Origin of the sequence: Streptomyces sp. NPDC018031, assembly GCF_044327625.1 — a bacterium.
GTDB lineage: Bacteria > Actinomycetota > Actinomycetes > Streptomycetales > Streptomycetaceae > Streptomyces.
This window is the reverse complement of sequence record NZ_JBIRFT010000014.1, coordinates 115,008-137,940: the sequence shown is the minus strand read 5'-3', so window position 1 is coordinate 137,940 and position 22,933 is coordinate 115,008. Positions and strand designations below refer to the sequence as shown.

Here is a 22,933-nt window from a genome sequence, read left to right as displayed (position 1 = left end):
CGGCGTCCGGGCCGTTCAGGGCTCGTCCGGCGCCCGGGCCGTTCGGGCACGTCCGGCACCCGGGCCGTTCAGGGCTCGTCCGGCGTCCGGGCTGTTCGGGCTCGTCCGGCGTCCGGGCCGATCAGGCCCGGCCGGCACCCGGGCCGTTCAGGGCTCGTCCGGCGCCCGGGCCGATCAGGCCCGCCCCGCGCCGCCCGCCGGGCCGGGCACCGGCCACCGCCGCGACCAGGGCCAGCCCGCCCGCGACCGCCGGAGCGGCGTACCCGGCCCCGGTGCCCGCGTGCTCCACCGTCCAGCCGCCGGTGGCCGCACCGATCGAGATGCCGGCGAGCAGCCCGGTGTAGACCGTGGTGATGCCCTCGTTGAGCCGGCCCGGCGGCAGCGCCCGCTGGACCAGCGCCATCCCGGCGATCATCGTGGGGGCGGTCGCCATCCCGGCCACCAGCAGCAGCACCGCCAGTACCGGCAGGCTGTCCGCCAGCAGCAGCGGCGGCACGGCCACCGCCATCGCCGCGACCCCCGCCAGGAACCGCGCGGTCGCCGTGCCGCGCACCGGGAGCACCCCGAAGACCAGGCCGGCCAGGCACGACCCGGCCGCCTGGAGCGCCGGCACCACGCCGCCCGCCGGGCCGCCGCCGTACGACTCCACCGCGGCGACCGTCGCGACCTCCATGGAGCCGAACAGCGCTCCGGTGGCCAGGAAGGTCACCAGCACCATCCGCACCTCGGGGATCCGCAGCGGGGACCGGGCCGCCGCCCCGGCGGTCGCGGAGCGCGGGTGCGGCGGCGGTTCGGTGGCCCGCTGGGCGGCGAAGGCCACCGTGCCGGCGACCATCAGGGTCGCCGCGGTGAGCAGCCCCGCCTCGGGGAAGGCGGTGGTGCACAGCACCATCGCCAGCGCCGGTCCGGCCATGAAGCACAGCTCGTCGACGACCTGCTCGAAGGAGCCGGCGGTGTGCCGCGCGGCGGCGTCGTCCCGGTACAGCTCGGTCCACCGGGCCCGGGTCATGGCGCCCACCCCGGGCACTCCGGCGGAGCCCGCCGCGCACCCGAACAGCGCCCAGGCCGGGGCCCCGTACCGCACGCAGAGCAGCATCGCGACCGCCCCGGCCGCGAAGACCGCGACCGCGGGGAGCGCCACCCGGGCCTGCCCGTACCGGTCGACCAGCCGCCCCAGCAGCGGCGAGCAGACCGCGGACACCGCCACCCCGGTCGCCGAGACCGCCCCGGCGAGCGCGTACGAGTCGCGGGTCAGCGCGACCATCAGCACGGTGCTCACCCCGAGCATGGAGCCGGGCAGCCGGGCGACCAGCCCGGCCAGGGTGAAGGCGCGGGAGCCGGGCGCGGCGAAGATCCGCCGGTACGGACCGAGGAGCGACCGCCGCCGTCGCCGGGGGCCCTTTCCGGGCCCGCCCGCGTCCCGCGGCACCCCCGCCGGGCCGGTGCCGGCCGGGCCCGTGGTGCCGGCCGGGCCCGTGGTGCCGGCCGGGCCGGTGGCGCCGGCCGGGCGCGTGGTGCCGGCCCGGCCGCGCCGGACCGCGGCGGTGGCGGTGGCGGGGGCGGTGGGGCGGACGACGGGCCGTGCGGCGAGGAAGAGGATCACCCGTCCACGGTCGCCGTACCGGCCCGCCCCGGTCCAACACCTTCCTGACGCCCATTCACACACTGGCGTTGTGAATGCCGGAGGAGGAAGGATGGGCGGGTGCCCCAGGACATAGAGCCGCGACTGCTGCGGTCCTTCACCGCCGTAGCCGACGAGCTGCACTTCACCCGCGCCGCCGCCCGGCTCTTCGTCGCCCAGCAGGCCCTCAGCCGCGACATCCGGCGACTGGAGGTGCACTTGGGCGCCGACCTCTTCGTCCGCACCACCCGGCAGGTGACCCTCACCCCGGCCGGGGAGCGGCTGCTGCCGCACGCCCGCCGGGTGCTGTCCGCCCACGACCAGCTGACCGCGGCCTTCGCCCGTACCGAGCGCCCGCTGCTGGTCGATGTGGGCGCCAAGGTCGGCACCGCCTACCAGGTGCTGACCCGCACCCGGGCCGACGTGCCCGACCTGGAACTGGTCGCCCGCTTCCACAGCGGCCTGACCGGCGCCGCGGCGGAGATCCTGGGCGGCCGGCTGGACGTGTCCTTCGGCCGGGTCGCGGGCCTGACCCCGGCCGCCCTGGCCCGGCTGGACCACCGCCCGGTCCGCTACGAGCCGATGACCGTGCTCCTGCCGGACGACCACCCGCTGGCCGCCCGCCCGGAGATCCCGCTGGCCGCCCTGGCCGGCGAGACCCTCTACGCGGCGGCCGGGAACGCGGCCACCGTCGAGTGGACCGACCTGGCCGAGCGCCTCTTCGCGGGGCGCGGCATCCACATCGCCGAGCCGTTCCCGGAGATCGACGGCGAGGAGGAGTTCATCCGGGTCGTGCTGAAGCGGCGGTGGTCGGTGCTGGCGAGCGTGGAGTTCATCGAGCTGCCGGGCATGACGCTCAGACCCATCGTGGACCCGGTGCCGCTCTCGCCCATCTCCATGGTCTGGCGGCGCGGGCTGCGCCACCCGGGCCTGGACGCGCTCCACCGCACGGTCGGCGACCTGGCCGCCCGCCACCGCTGGCTCAGCCGCCCCGCCGACTCCTGGCTCCCCGACCCGGACGCGCGGCTGACCCACCTCGGCTGACCCGTCTCCGCCGACCCGCCTTCCTCGGCCCGCTGACCCGCTGACCCGCCGATCCGTGTCCCGGTGTCCGGGTCCTGGGTCCGGGTCCTGGGTCCGGGCCCCTGGGTCCGGGGTCCCGCTGACCCGGGACCCCACTGCCCCGCTGTCCCGCCCTGGCCGACCCGTCGCCGCCGGCGCGCCCCTTCCGACCCGCCGGTGCGCCGTCTTCGACCCGCCGCCCCGCCCACTGGACGCGCCGGGTGCCCGCGGTGCCTCGCGCCGGCGGCGCACCTCCCCGGCGCCGCGGCGCGCGGTGCGGTGCCGGCCGGGCGGGCCCCCGGGGCCGCTTCACCGCCGGCCTCCGGGCCGCTCACCGCGGCCTCCGGTGCCCGGTGAGAGCAAGGTTTCGTCTGCGTCATCTCGCGCCATCGCGCGGTAACGCGCCCTCCCTAACGTCGGGCAGCGACACCGCGCGAAAGCACTTCGCAGAAGCCACGTGGAGGCGTGATGACAGCCCCGACCACCACCGCCGTACGCACCAGGGGCCGCTGGATCGAGCGGTGGGACCCGGAGGACGAGACGTTCTGGAAGGAGCAGGGGGAGCGGATCGCCACCCGGAACCTGGTCTTCTCCGTGCTGTCCGAACACATCGGGTTCTCGATCTGGAGCCTGTGGTCGGTGATGGTGCTGTTCATGGGGCCGGAGTACGGCGTGGACCCGGCCGGCAAGTTCTTCCTGGTCGCGATGCCCACCCTGGTCGGCGCGGTACTGCGGGTGCCCTACACCTTCGCGGTGGCGCGGTTCGGCGGCCGGAACTGGACGATCGTCAGCGCGGCCCTGCTGCTGGTGCCCACCACGGCGGCGGCACTGGTGATGGAGCCGGGCACCTCCTACGGCACGTTCCTGCTGGTCGCGGCGCTCACCGGGGTCGGCGGCGGGAACTTCGCCTCCTCCATGACGAACATCAACTCCTTCTATCCGCTGCGGAAGAAGGGCTGGGCGCTCGGGCTCAACGCGGGCGGCGGCAACATCGGGGTGCCGGTGATCCAGCTGGTCGGCCTGCTGGTGATCGGTACCGCCGGGGCGGCCCACCCGCGGCTCGTCCTCGCCGCGTACATCCCGCTGATCGTGCTCGCCGCGGTGCTGGCGGCGCTGTTCATGGACAACCTCGCGCCGGTCCGGAACGACACCGGGGCGGTGCGGGAGGCCGCCCGGGACCCGCACACCTGGATCATGGCGCTGCTGTACATCGGCACCTTCGGCTCGTTCATCGGCTACAGCTTCGCGTTCGGGCTGGTGCTGCAGAACCAGTTCGACCGCACCCCGTTGCAGGCGGCCTCGCTCACCTTCATCGGACCGCTGCTGGGCTCGCTCATCCGGCCCGTCGGCGGCCGCCTCGCCGACCGGCACGGCGGCGCCCGGATCACCCTGTGGAACTTCGTCGCGATGGCGGCGGCGACCGTGGTGGTGGTCTTCGCCTCGGCCGAGAAGTCCCTGCCGCTCTTCCTGGTCGGCTTCATCGCCCTGTTCGTCCTCACCGGGCTGGGCAACGGCTCCGCCTTCAAGATGATCCCCGGCATCTTCCAGGCCAAGGCGGTGGCGCGGGGGATGACCGGCGAGGCGGCCGCGGCCTACGGACGGCGGCTCTCCGGCGCGGCGATGGGGCTGATCGGGGCGGTCGGCGCGCTCGGCGGGCTCGGCATCAACCTCGCCTTCCGGGAGTCCTTCCGCACCGCGCACAGCGGCACCCCGGCCTTCGTCTCCTTCCTCGTCGCCTACGCGGTCTGCCTGACGGTCACCTGGGCCGTCTACCTGCGCGGGACCCCGGCGGCCCGGGCCGCGGCGCCGGCGGCCGGCCCGGACCGGGCGGGGACGGACGGCGCGGGCGGGACGGGGGACGACGGCGGCGCCGATCGGCGGCAGCCCGCCTACGCGGACGTGTGAGCCGGTCCGCCGGACGAAGGGGAGGACGCACGGCCCGGGCAGTCTCCCCGGGCCGTGCGTCCGCCGTGCGTCCGCCGGCCCGGCCGTGATCATCCGTTCGTAACAGAAGAGGACGCCTCCGTAACACCGGGGAAATCCGGCCGAACCGCGTCCGACACGGACCGTCGGCAGGATGCGGACACCCGCAAGGGCGCGCGGACCGCCAAGGCGCGCACACGACAGCGGATCGGGACGAGAACCATGCACGGACAGCACGAAGGACAGCACGGGGAACGAGCCGACGGACAGCCTGACGAGCACCGCGAGACCCGGCGTGGCGTACGGGGGGAGGACCGGCCCGCCGGTCCGCGCACGCCGGTGCCGCCCGGCGCGCCGCCCGCCCCCACGGGGCGGCGACCGCGCGGCACCACGCCCGCCCAGGGCGCCGCCGAGCGGGCCGGGACCGGACCCGGCCCGCTCGCCGGGTTCACCGTCGGGGTCACCGCCGCCCGCCGCGCGGACGAACTGATCGCCCTGCTGCGCCGGCGCGGCGCCGAGGTGCTGCACGCCCCGGCCCTGCGGATCGTCCCGCTCCCCGACGACACCGAACTGCTGGCCGCCACCGAGCAACTCATCGCGGACGCCCCCGACGTGGTGGTGGCCACCACCGCCATCGGCTTCCGCGGCTGGATCGAGGCGGCCGAGGGCTGGGGGCTGGGGGACGCCCTGCTGGACCGGCTGCGGGGGGTGCGGCTGCTGGCCCGCGGGCCCAAGGTGCGCGGCGCGATCCGGGCGGCCGGGCTCACCGAGGAGTGGTCACCGGCGTCCGAATCGATGGCCGAGGTGCTGGACCGGCTGCTGGCGGAGCGGGTGCGGGGCCGGCGGATCGCCGTCCAGCTGCACGGCGAACCGCTGCCCGGGTTCGTGGAGTCGCTGCGGGCCGGGGGCGCCGAGGTGGTCGGGGTCCCGGTCTACCGCTGGCTGCCCCCGGTGGACCTCGCGCCGGTCGACCGGTTGCTGGACGCCATCGTCCACCGCGCCTTGGACGCCGTCACCTTCACCAGCGCGCCGGCCGCCGCCGGCCTGCTGGAGCGGGCCGAGGCGCGCGGCATCCTCGACGCGGTGCTCGCCGCGCTGCGCCACGACGTGCTGCCGGCCTGCGTCGGGCCGGTCACCGCCCTGCCGCTGCAGGCCCACGACGTGCCCGCCAGCCGCCCCGAGCGCTTCCGGCTCGGCCCGCTGGTCCAGCTGCTCGCCACCGAACTTCCCGGCCGCACGGTGCCGTTGCCGGTGGCCGGCCGGCGGATCGAGATCCGCGGCCACGCGGTGCTGGTCGACGGCGAGCTGCGGCCGGTCGCGCCGGCCGGGATGGCCCTGCTGCGCGCCCTCGCCCGCCGTCCGGGCTGGGTGGTTCCCCGCGCCGAGCTGCTGCGCGCGCTGCCCGGTTCGGGGCGTGACGAGCACGCGGTGGAGACCGCGATGGCCCGGCTGCGCAGCGCGCTGGGCGCGCCCCGGCTCATCCAGACCGTCGTCAAGCGCGGCTACCGGCTGGCCCTGGACACCCCGGCGGAGAGCAAGTACGGCGACGGGCCCGGGTAGCGCGCGGGGCCGGTGCCCCGGACTCCGGCCCCGGCCCCGGATGCCGAACCCGAGGCCCCGGCCCGGCACTCGGGCTCCGGGCTCCGGCCCCCTCTTTCGGCCGCGGCTCCCCGCCCGGGCTCCCGGCCCTCGGCCCGGCCCCTGGCCCCCGGCTCCCGGCCCCCGGCCCCAGCCCTGGCGCCGTCCCCGGCCGTGACTCTCCGCCCCGTCCCCCGTCCCCCGTCCCCCGGCTCCGTCCCCCGGCTCCGTCCCCCGGCTCCGGCCACCGGCCCGCAACTCCGTCCGTCCCCGACTCCCGGCCCAGGCCCCGCAGCCCTCAGGCCCCGGCCCCCGTCGCACCGCCTCGCGGCCGCACCGCCTCGCGGTCGTCCGCCGGCAACCGGTCCGTGCCCGCCGTCACCCCCGCGTCCCACCCTCGTCCCGCGTGGCCGCGTCCGCCCCACCCGACCGCCGCCCCACCGGTGCGCCCGGCTCACGTCACCGCCCCACCCGACTGCCCCACCCCGACCGTCGCCCCGCTCTCGCTGCTCTCCCGGGCGTGCCGGCCCTGAGCGTGCCGGCCCTGAGCGGGCCGGCCCCGGGCGTGCCGGCCCGGGCCGTGCCCCCGTGGGCCTCCGGGTACGGCCGGCGCGGCCCTCCGCCGCTGCTCAGCCGTCGACGGGCAGCGGGAATCGCCCCGTCCGGACAGGTGCGCACTTGCCCCGGTTCGCGTACGGTTGACGGCTGCCTCACGCACAGCAGAAGGGGGCCTGGTGGCCGCGCAGAACGCCACGCACACCGCACCAGCGGTGGAAACCCGGGACGGAGACGGAATCCGTGACCGGGAGATCCGGATCGAGCAGTCGCATCTGGACCGGGTGTACCGGCGCCTCGAGGAGAAGATCCACGAGGCCGAGTTCCTGATGGACGACGCCGCCAAGCGCGGCCAGGTCGGGACCCCGGGGGCGCTCGCCGAGCGCGACGCCCAGGTGTTCCGCGCCGGAGTACACCTCAACCGGCTCAACAACGAGTTCGAGGACTTCCTCTTCGGCCGGATCGACCTGCTGCTCGGCAAGGACGGGGAGCGCGGGCCGGACGGCGCGTACACCTCCGTGGAACCCGCCGACGACGCGGTGCGCCCCGCCGACGACGGCACCCCCCGCGCGGAGATCGCCGAGACGCTGCACATCGGCCGGCTCGGGGTGCTCGACGCCGACTACGCCCCGCTGGTCATCGACTGGCGCGCGCCCGCCGCCGCACCCTTCTACCGCTCCACCCCGGTGGCCCCCGGCCGGGTCGTCCGGCGCCGCGTCATCCGCAGCAAGGGCCGCCGGGTGCTCGGCGTCGAGGACGACCTGCTGCGTCCGGAACTCACCGCCACCCTGGACGGTGCGGCGCTGCCGGTGGTCGGTGACGGCGCCCTGATGGCCGCGCTCGGCCAGGCCCGCAGCCACACCATGCGGGACATCGTCGCCTCCATCCAGGCGGAGCAGGACATGGTGATCCGGGCGCCCGCCGCCTCCGTCACCGAGGTCGAGGGGGGCCCGGGCACCGGCAAGACCGCCGTCGCGCTGCACCGCGCGGCCTACCTGCTCTACCAGGACCGGCGGCGGTACGCGGGCGGCATCCTGATCGTCAGCCCCACGCCGCTGCTGGTCGCCTACACCGAGGGGGTGCTGCCGTCGCTGGGCGAGGAGGGCCAGGTCGCGATCCGCGCGGTCGGCTCCCTGGTGGACGGGGCGGAGGCCACCGCCTACGACGAGCCGGCCGTGGCCCGGGTGAAGGGCTCGGCCCGGATGACCAAGGTGCTGCGCCGGGCGGCGCGCGGCGCGCTGGAGCGCCCGGCCCCGCCGGCCGCGGGCGGCCGGGGGCGGGACGGTGCCGCGTCCGGCGGGCGGTCCGCGCGGGGCGCGGAGGGCCGGTCCGGCCAGCTGTCGTTCGACGACGCGGGCGCGGCCGGCGGGGCTCCCGCCGCGCCGCCGTCGGAGGCCGCGCCGGGCACCCCGGACCGGCTGCGGGTGGTGGCCTTCGGCCGCCGGGTGGAGCTGGGCGCGGAGGAGCTCCGGGGCATCCGGCAGACCGCGCTGGGCGGCACCGCGCCGGTCAACCTGCTGCGCCCGCGGGCCCGCCGGCTGCTGCTGGACGCGCTGTGGAACCGGTCCGGCGCCGGGCAGCGGTACACCGACCCGGAGATGGCCGCGGAGGCGCGGCAGGCGTTCGACGAGGACATCGCCTCCGAGTCCGATTTCACCGGGTTCCTCGCCGCCTGGTGGCCGGAGCTGACGCCGCGTGCGGTGCTCGCCGCGATGGCCGACGAGAAGCGGCTCGGGCGCTGGGCCCGCCGGGTGCTCACACCGCGGGAGACCCGGCTGCTGGCCCGGTCGCTGAAGCGGCTGGGGCCGGACGGCCGGGGTCCGCTGTCGGTGCACGACGTGGCGCTGCTGGACGAGCTGCACACCGTGCTGGGCGCCCCCGCCCGGCCGCGCCGCCGTGAGGTGGACCCGCTGGACCAGCTCACCGGTCTGGAGGAGCTGACCACCTACGCCGACCGGCTGGCGGGTGGCCGGAGCCGGGACGACCGGCTGCGGGACGAGGCCCGCACCGACTACGCGCACGTGATCGTCGACGAGGCGCAGGACCTGACGCCGATGCAGTGGCGCATGGTGGGGCGCCGGGGCCGGCACGCCACGTGGACGGTGGTCGGGGATCCGGCGCAGAGTTCCTGGTCGGACCCGGACGAGGCGGCCGAGGCCCGCGGCGAGGCGCTGGGCAACCGCCCCCGCCGGCGCTTCACGCTCACCGTGAACTACCGCAACCCGGCGGAGATCGCCGAGCTGGCCGCGAAGGTGCTGGCGCTGGCGATGCCCGGGGCGAAGTCGCCGGCGGCGGTCCGGTCGACCGGTCTGGTGCCCCGGTTCGCGGTGGCCGGCGGGGCGGCCGGGGAGGGCCGGGAAGCGCTGGGCGCCTGCGTGCGGGCCGAGGCGGCCCGGCTGCTGGCCGAGGTGGACGGCACGGTCGGCGTGGTGGTCGCGATGGGCCGCCGGGCCCAGGCCCGGGAGTGGCTGGCCGGGCTGGGTGACCGGGTGGTGCCGCTGGGCAGTCTGGAGGCCAAGGGGCTGGAGTACGACGCCACGGTGGTGGTGTCCCCGGCGGAGATCGCCGACGAGTCGCCGGCCGGTCTGCGGGTGCTCTACGTGGCGCTGACCCGCGCGACCCGGCAGCTGACCGTGGTCTCCGGCGAGCGGGACGAGCCGGACCGGGCCGGCGTCCCGGACCTGCTGCGGGACTGAGCGCGGCCGGTGCCGCCCGGCAGCGCCGGGCGGCACCGGGGACCACGGCTGTGGGCCGGGTGACGGGATCGGTCCGATCGGACCGGTGCGACGGGAATCGCTTCCGGCGATCCTTTGTTAGCCTGGGTGTGGCACCGGCCCGATCCAAGCCCCCGGGCCCAACCTTCGTCGCTACGAGCGACCACTTGCCGCGAGGCGAGCATGGCGGGTCGGTGTCACTCAAGCGCAGTGAGCATGACGAACAGGTCCGCACCAGTTCCGCTGGTGCGGACCTGTTCTGTTTGCGGATGGACGCCGGAGCTTGTCTCTGCGGGGGGAGGCCGGAGCCTCTGTTCGCGGGTGTAGGCCGGAGCCGGGGCCGTCCCCCGGCGGCGGGCGGGCCGCCCGTGGCGCAGCGCCAGGCGGGCGGACCGGTGGCCCGGTGGGACTCCGCCGGACCCCGCCCCCGCCGGCGGTGCACGGGGCTGCGTCCGGACTGGAAAACGGACCGCGCCAGCCCCTACCCAACTATCGCATCGTGGAATAACATTTCCGAAAGTTGCCCCGGGTTACCTCGTACCGGCAGGTAGGTGCGACGATCTGAGGGCGCGGCCCCCCGGGTATGCCCCGGCTCGCCGCGGCTGCCACGACTGCGGCGAACGCGACAACACAGCGACAATGCGACACCAGGGAAAGCAGAGGAAGTCGGCCATGGCAACGGCGCCCAGCGTCTCCTACTCGATGACGATTCGGTTGGAGGTGCCCGCGAGCGGGACCGCGGTCTCGCAGCTCACCACGGCCGTGGAGTCCTCCGGCGGCTCGGTCACCGGCCTCGACGTGACGGCATCGGGCCACGAGAAGCTCCGCATCGACGTCACCATCGCCGCGACCTCCACCGCGCACGCCGACGAGATCGTCGAGAAGCTCCGGGGCATCGAGGGCGTCTCGCTGGGCAAGGTCTCGGACCGTACCTTCCTGATGCACCTCGGCGGCAAGATCGAGATGGCGTCCAAGCACCCGATCCGCAACCGTGACGACCTGTCCATGGTCTACACCCCCGGTGTCGCCCGCGTCTGCCAGGCCATCGCCGACAACCCCGAGGACGCCCGCCGCCTCACCATCAAGCGGAACAGCGTCGCGGTGGTCACCGACGGCTCCGCGGTGCTGGGCCTGGGCAACATCGGCCCCAAGGCCGCGCTGCCGGTGATGGAGGGCAAGGCCGCCCTGTTCAAGCGGTTCGCCGGCATCGACGCCTGGCCGCTGTGCCTGGACACCCAGGACCCCGACGCCATCGTCGAGATCGTCAAGGCCATCGCGCCGGGCTTCGCCGGCATCAACCTGGAGGACATCTCCGCGCCCCGCTGCTTCGAGATCGAGGCCCGGCTCCGCGAGGCCCTGGACATCCCGGTCTTCCACGACGACCAGCACGGCACCGCGATCGTGGTGCTGGCCGCCCTCACCAACGCGCTGCGCGTGGTCGGCAAGAACATCGGCGACGTGCGGGTGGTCATGTCGGGCGCGGGCGCGGCCGGCACCGCCATCCTCAAGCTGCTGATCGCCGCCGGGGTGAAGCACGCGGTGGTCGCGGACATCCACGGCGTGGTGCACGCGGGCCGCGAGGACCTGGTCTCCGCCGACCCCGACTCGGCGCTGCGCTGGATCGCCGACAACACCAACCCGGAGGGGGTCACCGGCACCCTCAAGGAGGCGGTCCGCGAGGCCGACGTGTTCATCGGGGTGTCCGCGCCCAACGTGCTGAGCGGCGAGGACGTGGCCGCGATGGCCGAGGGCGCGATCGTCTTCGCGCTCGCCAACCCCGACCCGGAGGTGGACCCGGCGGTCGCCCGGCAGACCGCCGCCGTGGTGGCCACCGGCCGCTCGGACTTCCCCAACCAGATCAACAACGTGCTGGTCTTCCCGGGCGTCTTCCGCGGTCTGCTGGACGCCCAGTCGCGCACCGTGGACACCGGCATGATGCTCGCCGCGGCCGGCGCGCTCGCCGACGTGGTGCACGACGACGAGCTGAACGCCAACTACATCATCCCGAGCGTCTTCAACGACAAGGTCGCCGGGGCGGTCGCCGGGGCGGTCCGGGACGCCGCCAAGGCCGTGACCGCGAGCAACCCGGTCTGACCGGGCGCCGGCCGTGCGCCGCCCGCCCGCCGGGCCCCGGCCGGGGCGGGCACGGCGCGTCGCAGGGCATCGGGCTCCTGCCCTCGCCATAGGGTGACGGGCAGGAAAACGGCCGTCACGGCGCTCTCGCGTGATCTTGCAGGGCGCCGGATTGGCTTTCCCGCCACAGGTGGAGGCAGGATGCCCCCCGAGGACTCCGTCCAGGGGGGACCCCCAGGGCGCGGAAAGATCAAACGGTCAGACCCGGGTCCGGGGACTGTCCGAGGGCCCTGGCAGCATCGGCTTCGATCTCACGCCTCATTGGCAAGAAGAACACGGGAGTACAACATGAACCGCAGTGAGTTGGTGGCCGCGCTGGCCGACCGCGCCGAGGTGACCCGCAAGGACGCCGACGCCGTCCTGTCCGCCTTCGCCGAGCTGACCGGCGAGATCGTCGCCAAGGGCGACGAGAAGGTCACCATCCCCGGCTTCCTGACCTTCGAGCGCACCCACCGTGCCGCTCGCACCGCGCGTAACCCGCAGACCGGCGACCCGATCGAGATCCCGGCCGGCTACAGCGTGAAGGTCTCCGCGGGCTCCAAGCTCAAGGAAGCCGCCAAGGGCAAGTAAGACCCGAAGCGCGAGGGCGGTCACCCACGGGAGGGTGGCCGCCCTTTGGCGTGTCCGGGGGCGCGCGTACGGGTGACACGGCGCCGGACGGGGAAGTCACGGCCCTGCCGGGGCCCTGCGCGGCCCTGGACGGCCCGTCACGCCGTCCGCGGACGGGCGGCCGCAGTTCGGGCACCTGTACGGTTCCGTAGCCGCTCTACGGGCCTTACACGGCGCCCGGGGCGGCCGCCGGGGCGCCTCCCGCGCGCCCGGGGCGGACAACCGGCCCGGCGCGCGGCGGCGGTCCGCCCGCGCGGCGCGGCCCTGCCGCCCCGCGCGGGAGGCGCGGGAAAAGCAGCCGGGCAGGCCGGAGAACCGGCCTGCCCGGGGGGGTGCCGCCCGCGGCGGGCGGCGGTGCGGTCGCTCAGCGGGTGGCGGGCAGCTCCACCTTGGCGCCCAGGTCCACCAGCTTGGCCATGAAGTTCTCGTAGCCGCGGTTGATCAGGTCGATGCCGTGCACCCGCGAGGTGCCCTGCGCGGCGAGGGCCGCGATCAGGTACGAGAAGCCGCCGCGCAGGTCCGGGATGACCAGGTCGGCGCCCTGCAGCTTGGTCGGGCCGGACACCACCGCCGAGTGCAGGAAGTTCCGCTGGCCGAAGCGGCACGCGGAGCCGCCCAGGCACTCGCGGTAGAGCTGGATGTGCGCGCCCATCTGGTTGAGCGCTTCAGTGAAGCCCAGCCGCGACTCGTACACCGTCTCGTGCACGATCGACAGGCCCGACGCCTGGGTGAGGGCCACCACCAGCGGCTGCTGCCAGTCGGTCTGGAAACCGGGGTGCACGTCGGTCTCCAGGGCGATCGCGTTCAGTGGCCCGCCCGGGTGGAAGAAGCGGATGCCCTCGTCGTCGATCTCGAAGGCGCCGCCGACCTTGCGGTAGGTGTTGAGGAAGGTCATCATCGAGCGCTGCTGGGCGCCGCGCACGTAGATGTTGCCCTCGGTGGCGAGCGCCGCGCTCGCCCAGGAGGCCGCCTCCAGGCGGTCCGGCAGGGCGCGGTGGTTGTAGCCGCCCAGCTTGTCGACACCGGTGATCCGGATGGTCCGGTCGGTGTCCATGGAGATGATCGCGCCCATCTTCTGCAGTACGCAGATCAGGTCCTCGATCTCCGGCTCCACGGCCGCGTTGGACAGCTCGGTCACGCCCTCGGCGAGCACCGCCGTCAGCAGCACCTGCTCGGTGGAGCCGACCGACGGGTAGGGCAGCCGGATCTTGCAGCCGCGGAGCCGCTGCGGCGCCTCCAGGTACTGGCCGTCGGCCCGCTTCTCGATGGTCGCGCCGAACTGCCGCAGTACGTCGAAGTGGAAGTCGATCGGCCGGCCGCCGATGTCGCAGCCGCCCAGGCCCGGGATGAACGCGTGGCCCAGCCGGTGCAGCAGCGGGCCGCAGAAGAGGATCGGGATCCGCGAGGACCCGGCGTGGGCGTCGATGTCGGCGACGTTCGCGCTCTCCACGCGCGTGGGGTCGAGCACCAGCTCGCCGGGCTCGTCGCCGGGGCGTACCGTCACGCCGTGCAGCTGCAGCAGCCCCCGCACCACCCGCACGTCGCGGATGTCGGGCACATTGCGCAGCCGGCTCGGCTCACTGCCGAGCAGCGCGGCGACCATGGCCTTCGGCACGAGGTTCTTCGCGCCGCGGACACGGATCTCGCCCTCGAGCGGGGTTCCGCCGTGGACGAGGAGTACATCATCGATGCCAGTCATCTGGTCTCGCGTTCCTGGGATGGGCAGGGGCAGAAGAAAAGGGTAATGGCCGCGCGGACCGCCCCCGCATGGCTCGGGGTGGGCGCGGAGGCACCGGCTCCGCCGCCGGGAGCGGAGGGTGTTGTGACATGTGCACAGCGTGATGTGCGCCGCCGCTGCTGTCGTACGCCCCGCCCTGCTCTCGGGTGGGACGGCCCTCCACTCCCCGTCGGGGCGGGATATGCGGGATCATGTGGCCATGACCGAGGTGTCCTCCCTCACAGGGCGGCTGCTTGTCGCGACACCCGCGCTGGCCGACCCGAACTTCGACCGTGCCGTGGTGCTGCTCCTCGACCATGACGAGGAGGGCTCGCTCGGAGTCGTCCTCAACCGCCCCACCCCCGTCGGGGTGGGCGACATCCTCGAATCCTGGGCCTCGCTGGCCGGTGAGCCCGCGGTGGTCTTCCAGGGCGGCCCGGTGTCCCTGGACTCGGCGCTCGGCGTGGCCGTGGTGCCCGGCGAGGCGGAGCGCGCGGAGCGTGCCGAACGGATGGAGCGGACCGACCGTGCCGACCGGCCCGGCGGCACCCCGGCGATCGCCGGGGGCGGCCCGGGGCCCGGCAGCCGGCTCGGTCCGGGCGGCGGCGACCCCATCGGCTGGCGGCGGGTGCACGGGGCGATCGGGCTGGTGGACCTGGAAGCGCCGCCGGAGCTGCTGGCCGCCGCGGTCGGCAGCCTGCGGATCTTCGCCGGCTACGCCGGATGGGGCCCGGGCCAGCTGGAGGAGGAGCTCTCCGAGGGCGCCTGGTACGTGGTGGAATCCGAGCCGGGCGACGTGTCCTCGCCGGACCCGGAGCGGCTGTGGCGGTCGGTGCTGCGGCGCCAGCGCAGCGAGCTGGCGATGGTGGCGACGTACCCGGACGACCCCTCGCTCAACTGACCGGACGTCCCGCGCCCCGGCCGCCCCGGGCCCCGGGGAGGCGGCCGCCGGGTGCCGGTACCCGGCCGCGACACGGGCCCGCCGGGCGGCCGGGGGAACCGCGCACCGCATGCCCGGGGCGTGAGTACCCTTGGTCCGTATGAGCACTCTTGAGCCCGAGCGCGGGGCAGGTACGGGGACCCTCGTCGAGCCGACACCTCAGGTGTCGCACGGTGACGGAGACCACGAGCGCTTCGCCCATTACGTCCAGAAGGACAAGATCATGGAGAGCGCGCTCTCCGGATCTCCGGTCGTCGCCCTCTGCGGCAAGGTCTGGGTTCCGGGCCGCGACCCGAAGAAGTACCCGGTCTGTCCGATGTGCAAGGAGATCTTCGACGGCATGGGTGCCGGCGGCGACAACGACAAGGGCGGCAAGGGCGGTAAGGGCGGCAAGAAGTAGCCCGTCCACCGGCCGGCTCGGCACGCGCCCCGCGCTCGGGTCTCCCTGCCGCAACCGGACGCGCCTCGTCCGGAGAACATCCCCCGTACCATCTCGGCCCCCCCGGAGCGGATTCCGGCGGGGGCCGAGCCGTGTCCGGCGCCGACACAGTGCCGCTGCTTTCCGTGCGTACGCCTCCCGGCGCCAACCGCGGGTGGTCCAGGACGCTTTGCGCGCCGTCCGGGAGGGGCGCGTCACCGACCGGGCCGGCCGGGCCCGCGCCGTGAACCGCCCGAGGCCGGCGTCAGCACATCAGTCGTCGCCACCGGAGCCGGGCTGGAACGCGGTGCCGAGGTCGTACTGCGCGATCCCGAAGGGGCGGAAGTCGGCATCCGCGAGAACCCGGTAGAGGAACTCGGCCGTGGTCATGTCGTACCGCCGCCAGTCGTTGTCCTCGGCTCGCGCGAGGACGGGGTACTCGCCGGGCCGCTGGGCGTCGATCAGCCAGCAGTACTCATCGCCCCATTCCGTGGCCCCCCAGGTGACGACGCCCTTGCCGCCCGGCGCGTAGACCGAGTGGGGATCCACGGCGGAAACACTGCCGTACCTTCCGTCCCGATCGACCTGGAGGGCCGCCCGCCACTGCGTGAGGAAGTCGAAGGCGAGGCCCTCGTCACGTGCGAAGAAGAAGACGGAATCGGAGAACGTGCCGCCGCCGAAGGCCTCGAAGAGTTCCTTGTAGTCGGCCGGCAGCGGGATCCGCAGCTCCTCTTCCACCGCCGCCCAGTCGACGGAGATCCCCAGCGGCTCCCAGCCGGACAGCTCGATCACACGCTGCGCCCACATACGGCAACCTTTCGAGTGGAAAAGGGTGTGTGGGGGGAACATGGTCGGCGGTATTCGCCGCGGCCATCGTAACGAGGCGAACCGGCCGGCCAATTCGGGGCCGGAGCCCCGAAGACGCACGGCGGACCGCGGCGGGGCCGGGTGGGGTCTCCCCGGTGGCCCCGCCGGGCGGCGGCAGGGTCCGTGGCCGGGCGGGTCCGGTAGTCGCCCCGTCGCGCGCTGTTGCCGGGGGCCATCGTCCCAGTAGGGTCGGGGCATGAGCGGGGACACCGTCCAGGGCACGGTCACGCGGGTGGTCTACCTGGTCTTCGGGGCGCGGGAGGCCGACGAGTCCGACGACCGGATCACCGCCTACTGCCAGTTCGAGAAGGACTGGGACGCACAGCTGGAACGGTGCGCGCGGCTGGCCGCCGAGCGCGGGTACCAGCCGGTGGGCAGCAGCGTCTTCTCGGTGACGCAGCCCACCCTGGCCCGGGTCCTGGAGTGGGCCGACGATCCGGGCTGCGAGGTGGCGCTGATCGCCAGCGAGCGCGTCCGGCAGCGGTTCGAGACCGGCTGGCCGGACTGGGACCTGCTGGTGGCGCGGCTCGGCGCGGCCGGCGCGGTGGTCGAGGCGGTGCCGTACCCCGAACCGTCCTATCCGGGCGAGGAGTTCGCGCCGGGGCAGTGCGGCGGGCGGGCCGAGGGCGGCTGATCCGGGCATCGGCCGCAAGGAGGTCCGCGACGGCCGGGCGGCCCGGGCCGGCTGACGGCGGAGCCGGGCACACCCGCACGGCCGGCCGCGGCGGGCGCCTGGCATGCTGGGCCGGTCACAGCCCGGCAAGGAGGCGGATGTGGGTCTGTCCCGGCGCTCGTACCTGCTGATCGCCGCCTTGGTCCTCGGCCTGCTCGGCATCGCGTACGCGACGAGCCGGAGCGGCGCGCACCAGGGCCCCGACGACGCGACCGGGCCGGGCGACTGCGCCCGGGTGCGTGGTCCGCGTCCGGCCGACGACGCACCCCGGCTGGTGCTGGGCAGTCACGGGTACGCCACCGAGTCCCCACGCGGCGGTGCGGTGCGCTTCACCATCGAGGCCCGGCTCCTGCCGGGCGCCCGCCCCCTCACGCTCGACGCGCCGTTCGCCCGGGGCGCCGTCTCGGTGCGGTTCTGCGCCCCGCGCGGGGGAGCGGTGATGGCGGAGGCCACCGGCCTCTCCCCGGTCTCGGTCCAAGGCGTCCCCGCCGCCACCCCCGGCGGCGCGATCCGGCTCACCCGGGGTCAGGAGGCGTACCTCACGGTCGAACTGCCGCCGTCCGCGATCCGCGAGGGCGTGACCAAGGAGGACCTGATGGCCTCCCGGCCGCTCCGCAGCAACGAAGCGGCGGACTACCCGGTCCTTGTCCTCACCTTCGCCGACCCGCACCTGAAGCACCCGCTGGTGGCGCTCTCCTACGAGCCGGACCCGGGCGTCGAGGTCTGAAAGCCCCGGACGCGCTGGAGGGGATGGACGGGTGAAGGCCCGCCCATCCCCTTCCGCCGACGCCAGGCGGACCGGCGCCGGGTGGACCGGCGCCGGGTGGACGCCGGGCGCGTCAGACGCGCCAGCGCTCCCGCTGCCGGGCCCGCTCGCGCTCGTCCATTCCGGGGAAGGCCCGTTGGTCCAGCAACCTGGTCAACTGGGCGTTCATCACCGACGCGTCGTCCACGGAGAGCTGTACGTCCTCGGTGGCGATCCGTACGGCGCCCCGGAAGACCTGGGCGCGAATGGAGAAGCGGTCCCCTTCGAGCCGTACGCCCTGGGTCAGTTTCAGGGTTCGGGGGAGTCGTTCGAGCCGGTGGTCGTTAGGTTGGTCCATGTCGGCCTGCGTCCTTCCGTCGCTTTCGGGGGGTCGGGTCGGCCGTGCCCCCGGACCGGTCGCGTCGGTCGCGGGGGTCCCACACGCGCGTACCGCGCCGGCAACCCTGGGTGTCACCATCGTCACGGTGCGGCGTTAGTCTGGGAAAGGGCTGTGGCTTTCGGCCCGTGACCGGGAAAACGGGAGGCAACGGTGCCCGGACCGAAGGAACTCGACCCGTCCGCCTCGCTGGAGGCGCTGTACGGGAAGAAGCTCCGCAGGCTACGGGTGAGCCAGGGCTGGACGCAGCGCGAGCTGGGCGACCGGATCCCGATCGCACACAGCCGGATCGCGCAGTTCGAGCTGGGCAACGAGACGCCCACCGAGGACGTCTGCAAAGCGCTGGACGCGCTGCTGGGCGCCGACGGGGACCTCCGGGACCTGTGGGGGCACATCAACCGGACGCCCACCCCGGAGTGGAGCCGGAAGTTCATGCAGTACGAGGCCAAGGCCATCAAGATGGTGAAGTACCTGGCCCATACCGTGCCCGGCTTGCTCCAGACCGAGGCGTACGCGCGAGCCCTGCTCCGGGTCGGTCGCGCCGGTGCCGGAGACCGGATCGAAGCGACGCTGTCGGCCCGGCTCGCTCGCCAGGACATCCTCAGGGGCTCCGATCCGCCGGTGCTGTGGATCGTGCTCGACGAGGCGGTGCTGCATCGGCGGATCGGCGGTGCGGGCGTGATGCGCGCCCAACTGGCGCGGCTGCTGAGGGCGCAGGAGGAGTCGTGCCGGGTCGTCGTCCAGGTGATCCCCTTCGACGCGGGAGCGCACGCGGTGCTGGGAGGCTCGCTGACGGTTCTGTCATTCGCTCGTCGGCGCGATGTGGCGTGGTTGGAGAATTCGCACAGAGGTACGTTGGTGGAGGACTCGGCGGGTGTCGAGGAGCATGCCCTTGAACTCGATCATCTGCGGGCCTCGGCTCTACCATCCGATGCGTCTGCCGACCTGATCCGGTCCTTCATGGAGGGCAAATACCGCGATGCCCGAGTACCCCGCAGCCGCATGGCGCAAGAGCAGCTACAGCACCGCACAGGAGCACACCGACTGCATCGAGGTGGCCCCCGGTACCCCCGGTCTCGTCGCCGTCCGGGACAGCAAGAACCCTGACGGCCCCGCCCTCGTCTTCGGGGCCGCCGCCTGGGGCGCGTTCGTCGCCGCGGTCAGGGCCGGGGAGTTCCCGGCCGGCTGACCGGGCCTCAGCGGACGGGCACGCCGCCGTGGAGCGGCACCGCGTAGGGATGCGGTGGCGGCGCGGCCTCCGGAAGTGCCTCGATGCGTCGTTCCTGCATCTCGGTGAGGCGTTGCACCATCAGGATCGCGAACACCGCGGCGGCGAGCGTGAGCACCTCTCCGGTGAGGTCGACGGCGGTGACGATCCGCGCCTCGGCGGCGGAACCGGTCTCTTCCAGGGTCCGCCAGGCCAGGGAGAAGTAGATCGGTGCCGTCTGCGTCGTCCACAGCAGCCACCAGGCGTGCAGCACGCCGCGCGGGCCGCCCGCGCGGGCGTGCGGCGGGATGCTGGCGGCCCAGATGTCGTTGCTGATCTGCTTCGGTATCCACAGGTGTCCCACCGGGATGAACCACGCGCCGATCGCCCAGCCGCGGCCCAGGCGCTGGGTGCCGGGGGCGAAGACCCCGGCGTTGATGCGGACGCGCCGGAACCAGGCGAGCCAGACCACGACGGCGACGGGGAAGGTGAGGAAGGTCAGCAGGATCGTCTCCAGGGGGACGTCCTGGTCCCCCTGCTTCCAGTCCTGGAACTCCTGGCCGGAACCGCCCCGCGCGATCATGTCGTTGAGTTCCAGCAGGGTGCCGAACTCGTGGTGGACGTAGAAGACGGACACCAGCATGTAGGTGCACAGCGCGATCACCACGGCGGTGGACAGGCCGCGCGGTGACAGGGCGCGCCCCGGGCCGGCGCCGGGGCGTCCGGCCCGCGGGTGCGGTCGGGCGGTGGCCGCGGTCTGGTACGGCTGCCCCGGGAAGAGCGGGTAGGGCGGCCGCGGGTGCGGCGGCGGGGACACCGGGCCGAACCGGCCGGGCGGCTCGGGCAGCACGGGGCCGAACCCCGGCTGCGGTGCGGGGGCGGCGGGTGCCGGGCGGGCGTCCTGGTCCGGGCCGGGGGCGGCCGGGGTCTCCGTGTCCAGCAGCCGGACCGCGAGCCGCGCGAGGTGGGCGGTGAGCTCCCCGGGCAGCCAGGCGGTGTCCTCGGCATCGGCACCGTCGCCGGGTCGGGTCCGGTCGAGCAGTTCGGGAACGGTCGGGCGCCGCCCGGGTTCCTTGGCCAGGCAGTCGGCGATCAGCTCGCGCAGCGGGCCCGGCCGCACTCCGCTGAGGTCCGGTTCCTCCTGGGCGATGCGGAACATCAGGGCGTGGATGCCGTTCTCGGTGTCGCCGAACGGCACCCGCCCGGTGGCGGCGAAGGCCAGTACCGCGCCCAGGCAGAACACGTCGCTCGCGGTGGTGACGCGCTCTCCCCGCACCTGTTCGGGCGACATGAAGCCGGGCGAGCCGATGACCGCGCCGGTGCGGGTCGCCAGGGCGGCGCCCTCCGCGCTCTGCAGGGCGCGGGCGATGCCGAAGTCGATGACCCGCGGCCCGTCGACGGTGACGAGGATGTTGGACGGCTTGAGGTCCCGGTGGACCAGCCCGGCGCGGTGGATGTCGCTCAGCGCCCGGGCGAGGCCGCCCGCGAGGAGGAGTACCGACCGGTCCGGCAGCGGGCCCCGGCCGTCCGTCCGGCCCGTCACCACGTCCTGCAGGGTGGGTCCGGCGACGTAGCCGGTGGCCACCCACGGGGTCGCGGCCTCGGTGTCGGCGTCCAGCACCGGGGCGGTCCACTCGCCGCCCACCCGGCGGGCGGCCGCCACCTCCTGCCGGAACCGGCGGCGGAACTCCTCCCGGGCGGCGAGTTCGGCGTGCACCAGCTTCACCGCGGCGGTACGGCCGCGGGCCGACCGGGCGAGATAGACCAGGCCCATGCCGCCGGCGCCGAGCCTGCCGAGCAGCCGGAACTCGCCGACCCGCCGCGGGTCCTCGCTCCTCAGCTCTTCCATGTCCGCTTCGCGGCTCCTCCCCCTGAGACGGCGCCGCCGGCGCGCACTCGCGCGGGGAAGCCGGGAACGAGGATAAGTGAGCCGTGACCACCGGCGATCACCCAGCGGGCCGGGGTCCGGCGCGGGGTGCCGGGGGCCCGTCGGGGGAGGTGACCGGGGGCCGCGAAGAACCGGAGGGCGCAGGGGAGTTACCGGAAGCGGCCGGGTGCGGCAGCATGGAGCCATGAATGGTCTGGACCTTATTCCCGCGCCGCTGGGCGCCGTCCACCACCCCGGTGAGGGGTTCGTGCTCGACGAGGCCACCACACTGTCCGCCGTCCCCGGGGCCGGCAGCGCCGAGCCATGGCTGCGGGCGGTGCTCGCCGCGGCCACCGGACTTCCGCTGCGCTCCGGGGCGCCGGCCCCCGGCGCGTCGCGGACGGCCGAGAACTCCATCGAACTGCGGCTCGACGGCGACCTGCCCCCGGAGGGCTACCGGATCACCGTCCGCGACCGGCGGGCCGTGATCCTGGGCGGTGCCCCGGCCGGCGTCTTCTGGGGCGCCCAGACCCTCCGGCAGCTGCTGGGGCCGGACGCGTTCCGGCGCGCGCCGGTGCGCCCCGGGCCGTGGGCGCTGCCCGAGGTGGAGATCGAGGACGCCCCGCGCTTCGGCTGGCGCGGTCTGATGCTCGACGTGGCCCGCCACTTCACGCCCAAGGACGGGGTGCTGCGCTACCTCGACCTGCTCGCCGCGCACAAGCTCAACGTGCTCCACTTCCACCTCACCGACGACCAGGGCTGGCGCATCGACATCCGGCGCTACCCGAAGTTGACCGAGGTCGGCGCCTGGCGGTCCCGGACCCGCTTCGGGCACCGCGCCTCACCGCTGTGGGACGAGCGCCCGCACGGCGGCTTCTACACCCAGGACGACATCCGGGAGATCGTCGCCTACGCGGCCGAGCGGCACATCACGGTCGTCCCGGAGATCGACATCCCGGGGCACTCGCAGGCCGCCATCGCCGCCTACCCCGAGCTGGGCAACTCCGACGTCGTGGACACCTCCGCGCTCACCGTCTGGGACGACTGGGGCGTCAGTCCGCACCTGCTGGCCCCCACCGAGTCCACGCTCCGCTTCTACGAGCACGTGCTGGAGGAGGTGCTGGAGCTGTTCCCGGGGCAGTTCGTCCACATCGGCGGCGACGAGTGCCCCAAGGACCAGTGGCGCGCCTCCGCCGCGGCCCAGGCCCGCATCAAGGAGCTGGGCCTGGCCGGCGAGGACGAGCTGCAGAGCTGGTTCATCCGGCACTTCGACCGCTGGCTCACCGACCGGGGCCGCCGGCTCATCGGCTGGGACGAGATCCTGGAGGGCGGCCTGGCGCCGGGCGCGGCGGTCTCCTCCTGGCGCGGCTACGCGGGCGGCATCGCGGCGGCGCAATCCGGCCACGACGTCGTCATGTGCCCGGAGCAGCAGGTCTACTTCGACCACCGGCAGGCGCCCGGCGACGACGAGCCGATGCCCATCGGCTACGTGCGCACCCTGGAGGACGTCTACCGCTTCGAGCCGGTGCCGCCGCAGCTGGCCGGCGCCGCCGCGGAGCGCGTCCTCGGGACGCAGGCCAACGTCTGGACCGAGGTGATGGAGTCGCCGCGGCGGGTGGACTACCAGGTCTTCCCGCGGCTGGCCGCGTTCGCCGAGGTCGCCTGGTCGTCCCGGCTGCCGGCCCCCGCCGAACGGGACTTCACCGGCTTCCAGGGGCGCATGACGGCGCACTACGCCCGACTGGACGCGCTGGGCGTCGATTACCGGCCGCCCGGCGGTCCGCTGCCCTGGCAGCGGCGACCCGCCCCGGCCGGGATGACCGGCCGGCTCGGACGCCCGATCGACGGGCCGCCCCCGATCGTGTGAGCCGGACCGGAAGCGGCGCCGCGCTCCCGGCCGCCCTGGG

General features: G+C 74.9%; 18 protein-coding genes. 13 read left to right on the top strand and 5 right to left on the bottom strand.

The features are described from left to right. Nucleotides 1-121 precede the first annotated feature (121 nt). A complete protein-coding gene (locus ACH4B3_RS26295) occupies nucleotides 122-1,603 on the bottom strand; it encodes an MFS transporter (protein WP_398466717.1) in 1,482 nt (493 codons plus the stop codon). 99 nt (nucleotides 1,604-1,702) lie between these two features. On the opposite strand from ACH4B3_RS26295, the gene ACH4B3_RS26290 reads away from it, so the two are divergent. The 6 genes from ACH4B3_RS26290 (at nucleotide 1,703) to ACH4B3_RS26265 (ending at nucleotide 12,156) form a co-directional block, all read left to right on the top strand. Continuing rightward, the gene (locus ACH4B3_RS26290; protein ID WP_398466715.1) at nucleotides 1,703-2,665 is read left to right on the top strand and encodes a LysR family transcriptional regulator; all 963 of its coding nucleotides are present in this window, start codon (nucleotides 1,703-1,705) and stop codon (nucleotides 2,663-2,665) included. A gap of 486 nt (nucleotides 2,666-3,151) precedes the next feature. Beyond that, nucleotides 3,152-4,588: a nitrate/nitrite transporter gene (locus tag ACH4B3_RS26285; RefSeq protein WP_398466713.1), complete on the top strand. Its 1,437-nt coding sequence runs from the start codon at nucleotides 3,152-3,154 to the stop codon at nucleotides 4,586-4,588. Between the two features lie 240 nt (nucleotides 4,589-4,828). Beyond that, nucleotides 4,829-6,166: a uroporphyrinogen-III synthase gene (locus ACH4B3_RS26280; protein WP_398466711.1), complete on the top strand. Its 1,338-nt coding sequence runs from the start codon at nucleotides 4,829-4,831 to the stop codon at nucleotides 6,164-6,166. Nucleotides 6,167-6,918: 752 nt separating this feature from the next. After that, nucleotides 6,919-9,435 carry a HelD family protein gene (locus tag ACH4B3_RS26275; RefSeq protein WP_398466710.1) on the top strand — a complete coding sequence of 839 codons (2,517 nt, stop codon included), beginning with the start codon at nucleotides 6,919-6,921 and terminating at the stop codon, nucleotides 9,433-9,435. 690 nt (nucleotides 9,436-10,125) lie between these two features. Then, nucleotides 10,126-11,547, top strand: coding sequence for an NAD-dependent malic enzyme (locus ACH4B3_RS26270; RefSeq protein ID WP_398466708.1), 1,422 nt, complete (start codon nucleotides 10,126-10,128; stop codon nucleotides 11,545-11,547). A 327-nt stretch (nucleotides 11,548-11,874) separates the two neighbouring features. Then, nucleotides 11,875-12,156 carry an HU family DNA-binding protein gene (locus ACH4B3_RS26265; protein WP_398466706.1) on the top strand — a complete coding sequence of 94 codons (282 nt, stop codon included), beginning with the start codon at nucleotides 11,875-11,877 and terminating at the stop codon, nucleotides 12,154-12,156. A 403-nt stretch (nucleotides 12,157-12,559) separates the two neighbouring features. Here the strand turns inward: ACH4B3_RS26265 and murA are convergent, their stop codons facing one another. Continuing rightward, a complete protein-coding gene (gene murA, locus ACH4B3_RS26260) occupies nucleotides 12,560-13,894 on the bottom strand; it encodes a UDP-N-acetylglucosamine 1-carboxyvinyltransferase (protein ID WP_398466704.1) in 1,335 nt (444 codons plus the stop codon). A gap of 238 nt (nucleotides 13,895-14,132) precedes the next feature. Between murA and ACH4B3_RS26255 the strand changes: the two genes are divergently transcribed. Together ACH4B3_RS26255 and ACH4B3_RS26250 are read left to right on the top strand one after the other, a co-directional pair. After that, complete coding sequence (locus tag ACH4B3_RS26255) at nucleotides 14,133-14,813, top strand: YqgE/AlgH family protein (protein WP_398466702.1); 681 nt, start codon at nucleotides 14,133-14,135, stop codon at nucleotides 14,811-14,813. A gap of 139 nt (nucleotides 14,814-14,952) precedes the next feature. Beyond that, nucleotides 14,953-15,252: a DUF3039 domain-containing protein gene (locus ACH4B3_RS26250; RefSeq protein WP_398466701.1), complete on the top strand. Its 300-nt coding sequence runs from the start codon at nucleotides 14,953-14,955 to the stop codon at nucleotides 15,250-15,252. Nucleotides 15,253-15,543: 291 nt separating this feature from the next. Here the strand turns inward: ACH4B3_RS26250 and ACH4B3_RS26245 are convergent, their stop codons facing one another. Continuing rightward, nucleotides 15,544-16,077, bottom strand: a complete 534-nt coding sequence (locus tag ACH4B3_RS26245) for an SMI1/KNR4 family protein (RefSeq protein WP_398466699.1) — start codon at nucleotides 16,075-16,077, stop codon at nucleotides 15,544-15,546. 256 nt (nucleotides 16,078-16,333) lie between these two features. Between ACH4B3_RS26245 and ACH4B3_RS26240 the strand changes: the two genes are divergently transcribed. Both ACH4B3_RS26240 and ACH4B3_RS26235 read left to right on the top strand, forming a co-directional pair. Continuing rightward, entirely contained in the window at nucleotides 16,334-16,771 is a 438-nt protein-coding gene (locus ACH4B3_RS26240) for a hypothetical protein (protein WP_398466697.1), read from the top strand. Nucleotides 16,772-16,910: 139 nt separating this feature from the next. Next, complete coding sequence (locus ACH4B3_RS26235) at nucleotides 16,911-17,537, top strand: hypothetical protein (RefSeq protein WP_398466695.1); 627 nt, start codon at nucleotides 16,911-16,913, stop codon at nucleotides 17,535-17,537. 112 nt (nucleotides 17,538-17,649) lie between these two features. On the opposite strand, the gene ACH4B3_RS26230 is transcribed toward ACH4B3_RS26235, so the two are convergent. Further along, nucleotides 17,650-17,913: a hypothetical protein gene (locus ACH4B3_RS26230; protein ID WP_398466694.1), complete on the bottom strand. Its 264-nt coding sequence runs from the start codon at nucleotides 17,911-17,913 to the stop codon at nucleotides 17,650-17,652. Nucleotides 17,914-18,105: 192 nt separating this feature from the next. Between ACH4B3_RS26230 and ACH4B3_RS26225 the strand changes: the two genes are divergently transcribed. Together ACH4B3_RS26225 and ACH4B3_RS26220 are read left to right on the top strand one after the other, a co-directional pair. After that, nucleotides 18,106-19,059, top strand: a complete 954-nt coding sequence (locus ACH4B3_RS26225) for a helix-turn-helix domain-containing protein (RefSeq protein ID WP_398466692.1) — start codon at nucleotides 18,106-18,108, stop codon at nucleotides 19,057-19,059. Further along, complete coding sequence (locus tag ACH4B3_RS26220) at nucleotides 19,007-19,141, top strand: DUF397 domain-containing protein (RefSeq protein ID WP_398466690.1); 135 nt, start codon at nucleotides 19,007-19,009, stop codon at nucleotides 19,139-19,141. The genes ACH4B3_RS26225 and ACH4B3_RS26220 overlap by 53 nt, the downstream gene beginning before the upstream one ends. 7 nt (nucleotides 19,142-19,148) lie before the next feature. Here ACH4B3_RS26220 and ACH4B3_RS26215 read toward each other — a convergent pair whose 3' ends face one another. Next, nucleotides 19,149-21,008 (bottom strand): DUF4328 domain-containing protein, encoded by a 1,860-nt coding sequence (locus ACH4B3_RS26215; RefSeq protein ID WP_398466688.1) that lies wholly within the window; start codon nucleotides 21,006-21,008, stop codon nucleotides 19,149-19,151. Nucleotides 21,009-21,231: 223 nt separating this feature from the next. Between ACH4B3_RS26215 and ACH4B3_RS26210 the strand changes: the two genes are divergently transcribed. Continuing rightward, on the top strand, nucleotides 21,232-22,893 hold the full coding sequence (locus tag ACH4B3_RS26210) for a beta-N-acetylhexosaminidase (RefSeq protein ID WP_398466686.1): 1,662 nt from the start codon (nucleotides 21,232-21,234) through the stop codon (nucleotides 22,891-22,893). The last annotated feature ends 40 nt before the right edge of the window (nucleotides 22,894-22,933 follow it).